This is a genomic window from Variovorax sp. DXTD-1 (assembly GCF_003984625.1).
In the GTDB taxonomy this organism is placed as follows: domain Bacteria; phylum Pseudomonadota; class Gammaproteobacteria; order Burkholderiales; family Burkholderiaceae_C; genus Variovorax.
On sequence record NZ_RWKH01000022.1, the window covers coordinates 16,661 to 27,967 of the forward strand.

Annotated in this window: 15 protein-coding genes and 1 tRNA gene; 5 read left to right on the forward strand and 11 right to left on the reverse strand. The window is 65.1% G+C overall.

Annotated elements, in window-relative coordinates; genetic code table 11:
- Positions 1–67 precede the first annotated feature (67 nt).
- The 6 genes from EJI00_RS19670 to EJI00_RS19690 form a co-directional block, all read right to left on the reverse strand.
- Positions 68–349, reverse strand: coding sequence for a hypothetical protein (locus tag EJI00_RS19670; protein WP_126749174.1), 282 nt, complete (start codon positions 347–349; stop codon positions 68–70).
- Positions 350–368: 19 nt separating this feature from the next.
- Positions 369–1,871: a type II and III secretion system protein family protein gene (locus EJI00_RS19675; protein WP_126749175.1), complete on the reverse strand. Its 1,503-nt coding sequence runs from the start codon at positions 1,869–1,871 to the stop codon at positions 369–371.
- A gap of 24 nt (positions 1,872–1,895) precedes the next feature.
- Positions 1,896–2,738 (reverse strand): Flp pilus assembly protein CpaB, encoded by an 843-nt coding sequence (gene cpaB, locus EJI00_RS19680; protein ID WP_126749176.1) that lies wholly within the window; start codon positions 2,736–2,738, stop codon positions 1,896–1,898.
- Between the two features lie 41 nt (positions 2,739–2,779).
- Complete coding sequence (locus EJI00_RS19685; protein ID WP_126749177.1) at positions 2,780–3,364, reverse strand: prepilin peptidase; 585 nt, start codon at positions 3,362–3,364, stop codon at positions 2,780–2,782.
- A 37-nt stretch (positions 3,365–3,401) separates the two neighbouring features.
- A complete protein-coding gene (locus EJI00_RS25120; RefSeq protein WP_185868171.1) occupies positions 3,402–3,548 on the reverse strand; it encodes a hypothetical protein in 147 nt (48 codons plus the stop codon).
- 267 nt (positions 3,549–3,815) lie between these two features.
- Positions 3,816–4,526 carry an SDR family NAD(P)-dependent oxidoreductase gene (locus tag EJI00_RS19690; RefSeq protein WP_126749178.1) on the reverse strand — a complete coding sequence of 237 codons (711 nt, stop codon included), beginning with the start codon at positions 4,524–4,526 and terminating at the stop codon, positions 3,816–3,818.
- 138 nt (positions 4,527–4,664) lie between these two features.
- Between EJI00_RS19690 and EJI00_RS19695 the strand changes: the two genes are divergently transcribed.
- Both EJI00_RS19695 and EJI00_RS19700 read left to right on the forward strand, forming a co-directional pair.
- Positions 4,665–4,740 (forward strand) — tRNA-Lys (locus EJI00_RS19695).
- Positions 4,741–5,046: 306 nt separating this feature from the next.
- The gene (locus tag EJI00_RS19700) at positions 5,047–5,328 is read left to right on the forward strand and encodes a hypothetical protein (RefSeq protein ID WP_185868172.1); all 282 of its coding nucleotides are present in this window, start codon (positions 5,047–5,049) and stop codon (positions 5,326–5,328) included.
- A 23-nt stretch (positions 5,329–5,351) separates the two neighbouring features.
- Here EJI00_RS19700 and EJI00_RS19705 read toward each other — a convergent pair whose 3' ends face one another.
- Positions 5,352–6,596, reverse strand: a complete 1,245-nt coding sequence (locus EJI00_RS19705) for a glycerophosphodiester phosphodiesterase (protein WP_260590788.1) — start codon at positions 6,594–6,596, stop codon at positions 5,352–5,354.
- A 187-nt stretch (positions 6,597–6,783) separates the two neighbouring features.
- Between EJI00_RS19705 and EJI00_RS19710 the strand changes: the two genes are divergently transcribed.
- Positions 6,784–8,193 carry a GAD-like domain-containing protein gene (locus EJI00_RS19710; protein ID WP_126749179.1) on the forward strand — a complete coding sequence of 470 codons (1,410 nt, stop codon included), beginning with the start codon at positions 6,784–6,786 and terminating at the stop codon, positions 8,191–8,193.
- Between the two features lie 30 nt (positions 8,194–8,223).
- On the opposite strand, the gene EJI00_RS19715 is transcribed toward EJI00_RS19710, so the two are convergent.
- Positions 8,224–8,664, reverse strand: coding sequence for a hypothetical protein (locus tag EJI00_RS19715; protein ID WP_260590789.1), 441 nt, complete (start codon positions 8,662–8,664; stop codon positions 8,224–8,226).
- Between EJI00_RS19715 and EJI00_RS25275 the strand changes: the two genes are divergently transcribed.
- Together EJI00_RS25275 and EJI00_RS19725 are read left to right on the forward strand one after the other, a co-directional pair.
- Complete coding sequence (locus tag EJI00_RS25275) at positions 8,649–9,026, forward strand: hypothetical protein (RefSeq protein WP_126749180.1); 378 nt, start codon at positions 8,649–8,651, stop codon at positions 9,024–9,026. The genes EJI00_RS19715 and EJI00_RS25275 overlap by 16 nt on opposite strands.
- 112 nt (positions 9,027–9,138) lie before the next feature.
- The gene (locus EJI00_RS19725) at positions 9,139–9,528 is read left to right on the forward strand and encodes a hypothetical protein (protein ID WP_126749181.1); all 390 of its coding nucleotides are present in this window, start codon (positions 9,139–9,141) and stop codon (positions 9,526–9,528) included.
- 8 nt (positions 9,529–9,536) lie between these two features.
- Here the strand turns inward: EJI00_RS19725 and EJI00_RS19730 are convergent, their stop codons facing one another.
- From EJI00_RS19730 to EJI00_RS19740, 3 genes are read right to left on the reverse strand one after another with little or no spacing between them, the layout of a single operon-like run.
- Entirely contained in the window at positions 9,537–9,995 is a 459-nt protein-coding gene (locus EJI00_RS19730) for an acyl-CoA thioesterase (protein ID WP_126749182.1), read from the reverse strand.
- A complete protein-coding gene (locus EJI00_RS19735) occupies positions 9,995–10,522 on the reverse strand; it encodes a MarR family winged helix-turn-helix transcriptional regulator (protein ID WP_126749183.1) in 528 nt (175 codons plus the stop codon). The genes EJI00_RS19730 and EJI00_RS19735 overlap by 1 nt, the downstream gene beginning before the upstream one ends.
- Entirely contained in the window at positions 10,522–11,298 is a 777-nt protein-coding gene (locus tag EJI00_RS19740) for an SDR family NAD(P)-dependent oxidoreductase (protein ID WP_126749184.1), read from the reverse strand. Before EJI00_RS19740 ends, EJI00_RS19735 begins: the two co-directional genes overlap by 1 nt.
- Positions 11,299–11,307 lie beyond the last annotated feature (9 nt).

The window sequence follows — 11,307 nt, forward strand, 5'->3', positions numbered from 1 at the left end:
GGAAATTGAGTTGTTGCAGTTCGTGGCGCGCTCCTTTCAGAACGAGGTTGGTAAATGCAAGCCGCGGTCACTTGGTTCCGCCACCAATGGCGCCGCCGATGTTGATGACGTTCACCGCAGGCGGCGGCACCTTGTAGGACTCGTGGTACTGCTTCATCGACTCGCTCGCTGAGCGGCCGTCCATGCCGGCAATCGGATTCCCGTCCTTGCCCGCATCGGGATTGAGGGTCATCTTTTTCCTGGCGTCGCGCACCGCATCGCCAAAGCGCGCGTCGTAGTTGGGCGTGACGTGGGAGCATCCGGTGCCCAGCAGCAGCGTCAGCGCGAGAGTGGTCGACTTGATGAACATGGTGGTGCTCCTGGCTGTGTCATTGGGTATTGCCGGCCGGTGCAACCGGTGCCGGCGTGGCGCTTTCGAGACTGCCGTTCAGGTAGACCTCGGCGCGGCTCGGAACAACGTGGTTGTCGGTCGGAACGCGGGGCACCTCTGCCAGCGGCCGGACCAGGCGCGGCGTGATCACGAACATCAGCTCGGTCTGGTCGTTCTGGAACTCGGTGCTGCGGAACAGCGCGCCCATCACCGGCACTTCACCCAAGCCTGGGTAGCGCTTGATGGACTCGGTGACGTTGCTCTTGATGAGCCCCGCAATGACGAAGCTCTGTCCGTCGTTGAGCTGCACGGTGGTGTCGGCGCGGCGCACCGTCAGCGAAGGCAGCACGGCAGTCACCCCTGTCACGGTGGTAAAGGGCGAGCCAGTCTGCGAAAGGTCCGACACTTCCGAGACCATCTTGAGGTTGACGCGGCCGCCATTGAGCACCGTTGGGGTGAACTTGACCCCGATGCCGAACTCCTTTTCTTCCAGCGTGATGTTCGTTCCCCCGCCGCCGGCGGCGCTCTGCGCAACCGGAATGAAGATCTTTCCGCCCGAGAGGAAGCTCGCCTGCTGGCCGCTGATGGCCATGATGTTGGGCTCCGCCAGGATGCGCACCAGGCCGTCGTCCTTCTGGCCGTCGATGCCGATGGACGTGCGGCCGATCCTCAGCGCCTCGATCAGGCCCCCGCCCCCGCTCAGGAAGCTGGAGATCAGCGAATAGCTGTCGCGGCCGCCGCTGCCCGAGCGGCTCAGGCCGACGCGCGCGCCCAGCCGGTCCAGCAGGGTCTTGCTGATCTCCGCAATCTTGACTTCGAGCATGACCTGCTGCGGCGCCGTGACCCGCAGCAGGTTCACGACCTTCTTGCCGTCGGCGCCGTAGGCCATGGCCAGACTCATCACGTCGTCGAGCTTGAGCGCGTCGCTGATCTCGCCGGTGAGCACGATCGATTTTTCCGCACTCCGCACGCGGATGCGGTTCTCTTCGGGCATCAGCTCGGCCAGCTTCGACTGCAGTGCGCCCGGATCGATGGTGACGACGACGTCCTTGATGTAGCAGGTGCCGTCGGTGCTTTGCAGCACGACGTTCATCGAGCCGGCCTGGCGCCCGCGGAAGAAAAGATCGTTCGGGCTCAGCAGCATCACGTCGACATCGGCCACGCCGTCGCCTGCGTTCGCGGCCGTGGGTGCTGCCGCTGCGGGCTGCCCTGCCGGCGCAGCGGCGGGCGCGCGATTCGGCGGCTGGCCGCTGATCACGATGCGCGCCACGCGTGCCTTGAGCGGAATGACCACCGACTTGCCGAGCACCGCGTAGGTGGGCTGGTCGTCCGGAATGACGGCCGTGCAGCGGCGCATGGCGGGCGCGGCGGCCGGCGCGGGCGCCGAGGGTGCCGCAACAGGCGCAGGAGCCGGGGCTGCGAGCTCCGCCGCAAACCCGGGCGCCGCCAGGGTCGTGAGCGCCGCCAGCAGCCAGGCGGGGGAAGAAGAGAGATATTGCACTTGTGGTTCCTCCGGGCGGTGTGGTCAGAAGCAGGTGAGCGAACGGGCTGCGTGCTGGATCACTTCCACGCACTCGGATTGCCGCAACGCCACGGGCGCCGTACGCGGCACTCGCGCAGGGGCCGGCCGGGCTGCCACGGTGGTGGCGATCGGCAGGATTTCCTTCTCGCCGAACAACTGGCCCTTGGTGATGCCCGATGTGGCCACCGTGGTCTTGTCCATCTGGTTGCGCAGCACCAGCGAGAGGGTTCCCACGCTGCGCGCCAGGTCGAGCTTTTCGGAGTCTTCGAGAGAGAGCTCCAGCGTCACGGCGCTGACCACCTTCGGCTTGGTGTCGTCGCGGTTGGCCTCTTGCGCCACGGCCAGCACCAGCACTTTTTCAAGCACGGTCTTGCTGATCTGGCGGCCCTCTTCGCCGCGGTTCTTGTCTTGCTGCGCGTTGACCATCACGTCGACGTAGTTGCCCGGCAGCGCAAAGCCCGCCACACCGACCACGTCGTTGACCCGCACGGTCATGGCGCGCTTGCCGCTGGCAATGACCGCGGAGAGCCCGCCCTGGGTGCCGACCGGCGCGAGCTTGCCTTCGAGAATGGCCTCGCCGCGCAGCACGCCGACCTTGACCACGCGGTCCTCGAGCGACTTGGCATCCGTGAACGAACCGGGCGGCAGCGAGCCGCTCGGCCAGTCGACCAGCGACAGCATCTGGGGGTTGACCCGGCTGCCGAGTTCGATGTCGACGGCGGCCACCACCACCTTGTTGGATGCGATACCGCCCTGCCGGGAGACCCAGCCCGCTGCGTAGACCGCGGCCGCCAGGCCGGTCAGGAGGGCCAGCAGAAGCAGCCCGAGCGCCTTGATGTTTTTCATGCGAATCTCCGCCTGGATGGATGAATGAAGGAGAGGACGGGCTAGACGAAGCCCAGCTGATGCGCCAGGACCTGTGCAATCGTCCCCACGCAAATGCAGATGCCGTAGGGCAGCTTTCCGATCGATTGCCGTGCGTCGATCGCGCCGCTCGGCCGGACGCCCGCAATGCCGGAGACGACGATGCCCTGCGCCGCTCCCTTGACGTTGGCCAGCATGTGGCCCAGGCGGCGCCGGTGAATGGCCACCGCCACGGCCGCGAAGCCGCCGGCAATGCAGGTGAACAGGATGGCCTGCAGCGTTTGCTGGGGACCAAGAAAGGCGCCGACCATCGCCATCAGCTTGACGTCGCCCGCGCCCATGATCCGCAGCACATAGAACGGCAGCATGATCGCGAAGCCGGTGCCCAGCCCGCCCAGGGCGTTCATCGCGCCTGCCGTCGGCGTACGCGCCGCGAAGGTGCCGTAGATGATTGCGAACACCGCGCCGCCGAAGGTGAGCCAATTGGGAACGCGGTAGAAGCGAACGTCGCTCACCGCGGCCATCACCAGCAGAACGAAGAGCCCGCCCATGCGGAAGTCCGATGCCAGCAGCATCAACAGATCGAGGAAAGCGTCGAGTTCCGTCATGGCGTCTGTGCTCCGTATGCGCAGGGTCCGCGGCACTTCAGGCGCTGCGCCGTATCGCCAGCAGCAGGAGCAGGCACACAACCAGCACCAGCGCACCGATGAGCGCAAACTCCATGAACGACATGCCGGCGTCTTCGCGCAGCAGGTTCGTGAAGGTTCTTGGCAGCAGTTCGATCGGTTCCATGCGTGTTCTCCAGTGAGGTAGCCAACCGGCGCCGCCTTTCATCCGAACCGGGTCGAAGCGTTTTGCCGTGGAGTCACTGTAGAAATTGCGCGCTCTGCGCACATGAGCGATGCGCCCCTTCCGGAGGGAGACAATCGCCCCGCCCGCGCCCCCCGCACCCATGACAAAGCGCCTGCCTCGCTCGGCGGCTGTCTTGCGGCGGCGCAAAGCAAAACGCCCTGGCGTTGCGCCAGGGCGTTTGTTCATTTGTGGATCAGGTGCCGTGCGTCAGGTGTCGAGCGTCAGGTGCTGTCCATGCAGCGCCGCGGCGGCGGGCGATGCGAGGAAAGCGATGGTCTGCGCGGCGACCGAAGTCGACACCCATTCCGCGGGATTCGCGTCAGGCATGGCCTGGCGGTTGGCCGGCGTGTCGAGCACGCTGGGCGCAACGCTGTTGACAGCCACGCCATGCGGTGCGGCTTCGGCCGCCATGGCTTCCACCAGGCGCTGCAGCGCGCTCTTCGATGCGATGTAGGCCGCCATGGCAGGCAGGCCGCGCGCCGCCACCTTGGCGGTGACGGCAACGATGCGCCCGGCACCGCGCTCGATCATCGAAGGCAGCACCGCCTGCGTGACTGCAACGAAAGACCAGGCGTTGAGATTCATCATCCGGTCCCAGCTTGCGCGCGAAAGTGCGTGAGTCGACTCGCCCATCTCGAATCCGCCGGCAATGTGGACCAGCGCGTCGATGCGGCCGAAAGCCTTGAGTGCCTGGCCGGACAGGTCCGCCATTTCGGACGGCGACGTCACGTTTCCCGCGAGCAGCAGGTGCTGCGAATTGTCCAGGCCCGGAAACACCTCGGTCAGGCGGTCGGCGTGGTGATCGATCAACGCAAGGCGGGCGCCCTGCGCAAGAAAGTGCTGGGCCACCGCGCGGCCCAGCGCACCCGCGGCCCCGGTGATCACGACATGCGGCAGCTCGGTGATTGGATCGGTCATGGAAAATCTCCTTGGTTGAGGGCCAGGCCCGTCGATGATGGCGAATCCTACCGCCGCCCCGCACAAAATCGTTGAGGCCCGGAATTTTTACGCTATACTTGCGGTCTTGCCTAAAAACGCACAACGTTTTGAGCGCAAGGGCTCTTAGCTCAGTTGGTAGAGCAGCGGACTCTTAATCCGTAGGTCGAGTGTTCGAGTCACTCAGGGCCCACCACCAACACCAGAAGTAGCGCGGTTCCCGCGCTATTTTTTTGCCGGGACTGTTCCGCAATCGCCGACGGTCTTTCGCAAAAAAGAAAAACCTCCCGCTTCACTGCAGGGAGGTTTTTTCTTTTTGGCCTGCGTACTTGCGGCTCTGTGGAGCGGGAGTGCCAACCACCTCTCCAGTCCGCCCCCTCCGGCGCTCGCCCCTTCGCAATGGGAATGTCGGCTGCGAAAAAGTCACATTTTTTACCACCCACCCGTACACGGATGAGCCCCGCAAGGCGGATGCTGCGGACTTTTACCGGAGGCCGATGCAATGCTCAATCAAGTCATCCACAACGCGACCATCACATTGCAATTGCCGCTCGACATGAGCGCCAGTGCAGAGATCGCGGCGCTTAGATCGGCGGGAATTCCGGTGGACGAGCTGGGCAATGCGACGTCCGGCTACCTGTTCGTGCGAACCACGGGCCGCGGAGACCACCAGACCAACACCTTTCGATGGTTTGCCACCACCATCGGCCCAGCACCCGCAGTTTCGGTTTCTAGTCAGCCGATGCCGGTGGCTTCTACAGCCGCCGGCGCACCGGCTTGGTGACTGGGTGGAGACGGCGCTAGCGGTCAATCGTTGTTGCGCTCGCACTTGCGTGAGTTGACCAGGCAGCCCGCATAGTCAGGGTCGTGCTTGAGCAGGAACATCGCGCGCGCAGCCACTGCCGTGTCCGCAAAGTCGCTGAACACGCCGTCGACGCCGGCCTCGTAGAACGCGAGGTACTCGTTGACGGGGTTGCCGCCGAAGCTGCCGGTCAGCCGCTTCTGCTCGCTGCGGAAGGTGTACGGATGCACCAGCAGCCCCAACCGATGCGCATTGGCGATCACATCGGTGGGCGGCAGCAGCACGCGGTCCCGATCATCGACCACGCCGTCGCCCGTCACGTCGGCGCACGCGCCGTTCTGCACCGACTTGCAGGCGCTTGAAATCAGATACGGCTTCCAAGGGCCGATGCCGTCCGCATAGCCCCTGACCTCTTGCAGGCCGCGCGGCGTCACCAAGTCCTTGAACTGGCCGTCGCGGTTGGACACGACCCAGTCGTAAGGCTTGTCGTAAGGCTTGCTGAAGTCCAGCGAGCCGTCGGGCTTGACGTCATTCGCGTCCACCAGCTGTATCAGGCGCACGCTCGTCTTGCTGCGCAGATAGCGAAGATTGGCGGTTTCGAACGACTGGATAAAGACCGGCGCGTTGCGCTGGTTCCAGCCCGCGGCACTCAGCACGGCCAGCAGGCGGTCTTCCAACGGCAGGCCGATGGCCTGGTGGTAAGTCGGATGCTTGGTCTCCGGATAGATGCCGATGCGCCTGCCCTCTTCGCGCGACTTGCGCTTGGCCAGGTCGATCACCTCCGCCAGCGTCGGAATCTGGAACCTGCCGTTGAAGGATTGGTCGCGCTCGGGAAAAGACTGCACCGCGCGCAATTGCTTGATCTCGGCCAAGGTGAAATCGCTGGCAAAGAAGCCCTCTGTCGGAACGCCATCGAGGACGACCGTGCGCCGGCGGTTGGCGAACTGCGGCAGGTCCTTCACGTTGGTGGTGTCGATGAGGTTGGGCTCGTGACGCGCGATCAGGTGGCCGTCCTTCGTGGCGACAAGGTCGGGTTCGATGTAGTCGGCGCCCAGAGAGATGCCCAGCGCGTAGGCCTCGAGCGTGTGCTCGGGCAGGTAGCCGTTGGCGCCGCCCCGGTGCCCGATGACCAGCGGCGCGTTGTCCGCGCGCCGGCGCGCGCGTTCTTCGTGCGCGGTGGCCGGAGTGGCGGCCACAAACAACATGCCAAGGCCAAGCATGGCTGTGCAGATCTTCTTCAGGTGGTTCAAGGCAAGTCTCCTGGTTGGTGTGCGAGCGGAACTTAGGCGCCCTGCGTGACAGGCCGGTGAATCGGCCTTGGGGGCCGCGCGGTCATCGGGTGCGGATCATGACGCGCCGGTTTTGCGTGCGCAATCCCCAGGGGAGCCGGCTCACGCAGAATCCGGGCTCATCGCATTCTTGAAAAAGCGCAAGTCCATGTTCGGTCGAATCAAGCTCCATCCATTCATCAAGGCGAACCCGCCGCATGCCGGCTGTGTGCCCGCCACGCAGGAGCTGCTGCAAAGGTACGAAGGCCGGCTGCCCGCGGCATTGCTCGAGCTCTGGCGCAAGCACGGCCTGGGGCTGTACGGACACCGGCAGATCTGCCTGATCGATCCGGATGCATGGCAAGCCACGCTCGACCGGTGGATCGTTGCCTCGCCGCAAGATACCGTTGTGCGAGTGCCGTTTGCGATCACGCCCTTCGGTACCCTGCTCTTCTACCGGAAGCTCACCGCCACGGACGAAGACGTGGCAACGCTGAACCCCGTCACGCGCAGCACCAGCATCCTCAGTTGGGACGCGGTGGATTTCTTCAACAGCGTGCTGAGCGATGCGGACTCGGTCGATGAATTCATCCATCCGGACATGCTCGAAACAGCGCAGCGCGAAGCCGGCCCGCTCGCGGCCGGCGAGGTGTACTACGTCGATCCGATGCTGCTGTCCATGCAGATGCTGAAGATCGTCAAGACGGATGCGCTGGCGCTCCACCAGAAGCTTCGCGCGGAGGTCGATCGCGAAAGCGCCCCGCCTGCATCGCCGCCCAACAGCGTTTCCGCGGCCATGCCCGCGGAATACCGCGAGACCTTCGGGAACACGGAAAGAGACAGCGACAGCCCAAGCGGCTTGTTCCTGTCGACCTACATCGACTGGCGCCGGCTGCTCGCGCTCGACGGCAATGGCGGCTACCAGCTGCTGTTCTGGGAGAACGACGAAAAGACGGGCGAGGCAGCGGGCGTGCGGCACTACAGCGGGCCGTACCAGGTGATGGAAACAGAGGGCGGCGACCGCCTGGTGCAGCTCGACGTGGAGCTGAACGAAGATTCGCTCGGCAGCGATGCCAACGACGAGCGCTTGTACGTCATGCGAAGCGGCGGCGAATCGTGGCTGCTGCAGGAGGGCTCCATCGAAGACATCGCAACGTCCATCGGCGCCGATGGAACGATGGGCCGGTCTGAACACTACTTTCGGCCCGTGCGGTTGAGCGGCCCCTTTCCTGCCGACGAGCCCGACGGAACTACCGCCCCGCCCTTCGAAGACCTGCCAGCCGCGCTGCAAGCCCTCGTTCACCGCGAACCGCTGCGGGCCACGATCATCGAGGTCAGTGCAGAAAGCGATCCCGAAGAATCGACCGTGATGGTCAGGGTGAACCTGGGAAGCAACCATGGCCTGCGGATGAACATGCCGCTCATGTCGCCCAAGGGCAGCCCGCGCGAGCTTTACGGCTGGGTGTGGGAGATGGACGCCGAGCGCTGCGGGGTCGGCATCGAAGTGGCGTGCGACTCGGCGGGTGCGATCGTCGATGGGCCGCAGATAGGGGACGTGCTTGTTACCCGGGCGGATTGAACGGCGCCCGCCGCTTACCGTGGCGGTCCTTCAACCCGCCATCCAACCTTCGACAAAGCGCGACAACAGCTCGCGCTTTTCGCCCACTTCCGCTATCAGGTATTGCCGGGCATGCTGCTGGGCCAGTTCGCTCGCCAGGAACCATTGCTCGCGCGTTTCGCCGCCCTGCGGCGGCGGCTTGCCCCAGATGGCGCTTTCGCCGAGAAAAGCCTCCGTGACCGGCAGGCGCCCGTCGGTTCGGCCCAGTTCCGACAGGGGGTTGGTTGAGCCGCCGAGGGTCACGCGGACGTGAACGGCATCGCCTTCCACGTGGATGGATGCACCCAGCCCGCCCGCCTGGAGCACACTCCACAGTTGTTCGGCGGAAGCGTGGCGAACCCAGCTTTCCAACGCCCGCCTCAGGCTTTCAGTGATGATTTCTTTGTCCATACGGCAATATTTCACACTTTTCCAAAGTGATTTCACCAGCATCGGCCCTGTCCCGCGCCGAAAAGGTGATTGGCATGGCATCTTGCGGGTTGCTGTCATGCATCGCAAGAAGAACAAGAACTCCGACGACAGGGGCGCATAAGGTTTCGAAGCTCAAGCTCGTTGCACCCGCCTCGGCGGGTATTTTTTTGTTCCGCCGCGCGGGCTACGCTATATTTCCTGTCATGGAAAAGGCGTCAGACTTAGGCAAACCCACTGTTCCCATCGACCTGATCGGTCCGGAACACTGGGCCCGTTCAAGCCGCCGCAGCGGCCGCACCACCAAGGTGATCTGCCTGATCGTCGGCGGCCTTGCAACCGCCGGGATCATCGCCTATGGCGTCTTCGGGGGCTTCAGCCGCTGAGCCTCCACCCGGGGTACCGCGGTTCGCTGCGCTTTCGTGCCGTAAACAGTGTTTACGGCACCATCGACAACCGGGACAATCGTTCTCGTCCCCCTGTTGTCGTTTTCAAACAGTGCCCAATCTCACCGTCGCGCGTCGCCGCAATGCTCTTGCGCTGCACCGCCGCTTTCTTGAAGGGGCCATTGCAGCCGGCCTGCCCGCCAAGGGACTGGACCAGGCCTTTGCCAGGAAGATCGAGATCTCCCCCAGCATGTGGAGCCAGATCAAGAGCTCGCGGCCCATCGGCGACAAGCTCGCGCGGCAGATCGAGCGGCACTGCGAAGTGGAAGCTGGCTGGCTCGACAAGGAAGACCGCGCCTCCGAAGCGCCCGACGCGGCCGAAGAGCGCTTCATTGCGGCCGCGCGCGAGGCCTGGCGCCAGGCCAACGCAAAGGGAAAAAAAGAGCTCAGCGGCTGGCTCAAGCAGCGCGCACGCGGGCCGAGCGAAGAGCCGCAGGCCTGAGTTTTTCTTCAGGCGGCAGCAGAAGACGGCGATGCGCGCAGGATGGCCGTGCGCAAGTCTTGCGGAATTTCCACCGCACGATGGCTCTCGAGCGAAGTCGTCACCAGCACCTGCTTCACCTGCATGCGCAGTTCGCCGCTGGCCGGCTCGAAACAACGCAGGACGAGCGACATCGAGCGTGAGCCCAGTCGTTCGACAGAAAGGCCGAGCGCGACCTGGTCGCCCATGCGGCTCACGGCGCGAAAGTCGGCTTCGAGCCGAACCGTGGGCAAGCCGATGCGCCGCTCCGAGATGAGCGCGTGGTAGTCGATGCCGAGCCCTTCGCCCACCCAGTCTTCCACCAGCCCGTTGAGCATGACGAAGTACTGCGGGTAGAACACGATGCCCGCGGGGTCGCAGTCGGAAAAGCGGACCATCCGCGTGCGGCGGAATTCGGCCCGGGGCGCTTGCGTCTGGCTTGCGGTCATCAGCCCTCCTCGCCCGAGGGCTCGCTGCGCATCACGTGCACACGCAGTTGGCCGAGCTGTGCATGCATCTGCTTCACGGTCTTCATGTCGAGGCCCGAGAACATTTCGAGAATCCATTGCTCGTGCTCCTTGGCCATGGCCTCGAAGCTGGCGCGGCCCTTGGGTGTGAGGCTCACGATCCACGAGCGTCGGTCGTCGGGGCTGTGTGCGCGCGCCACCACACCGTCGCGCTCGAGTTCGTCCGTCAGGCCGGTCACGTTGCCGCCCGTCACCATCAGATAGCGCGACAGCACGCGCATCTTCAGGCCCTCTTCGTAGCGATACAGCTGCGCCATGTAGTCGAAGCGCGCCAGCGAAATGCCGAAGCGTTCGCGCAGCCGGCGCCGAATTTCGGCCTCGATCTGCGTGGTACTTGCGAGCATGCGCAGCCACAGCTTGAGCATGGCGTGGTCTTCGCGGCCCGCGCGCGCCTCGTGGCCGAGTTCTTCGGCGTCGCTGAGCGCGGCGTGCGAGGCATCGTTGCGCATTACATGACCTCCCCGCCGGAAACCGATACCGACTGCCCGGTGACGGAGGCCGCGCCCTCGCCGCACAGCCAGCGCACTGCATCGGCCACCTCGGCGGGCTGCACGATGCGCCGCTGCGGATTGACGTTGGAAAACTCGGCCAGCGCATCGGCTTCGCTGCGGCCAGTCTTGCCGACCACGTTGGCGACGCTCGCGCGCAGGATATCGGTGTCGGTGTAGCCGGGGCATACCGCGTTCACCGTCACGCCCTTGCGGGCCACTTCGAGCGCAAGCGAGCGCGTAAGGCCGATCACGCCGTGCTTGGCCGCCGTGTAGGCGGCTACATAGGCGTAGCCCTTCTGGCCGGCGGTACTCGCAATGTTGACGATGCGGCCCCAGCCCGCCTCGAGCATGTCGGGCAGTGCCGCCTGCGCGCACAAGAAGCAGCCCGTCAGGTTGACCGACAGCATGCGCTGCCAAAGCTCGACCGAGGTCTTGAGAAAAGGAGCGCTTTCCGCGGCGCCGGCGTTGTTCACCAGGATTGCGATGGGCCCTCGCCCGGCGCGTGCCTGCGCGAAGGCCGCCTGCACCGCTCGCGCATCGGCCACGTCGGCGGCGACGACGCCGTGGCCCTGGCCCGGTAGCGAAGCGGCCACGCGCTGGAGCGAATCGATGTCGCGCCCGAGCAAGGTCAGCGTGGCGCCTTCGGCGGCGAGGGTGCGGGCGATTTCGGCTCCGATGCCGCGCGCGGCGCCAGTCACCAGGGCGTGGCGGCCGCTCAATGGATTTGCATGCATACCTGAAAT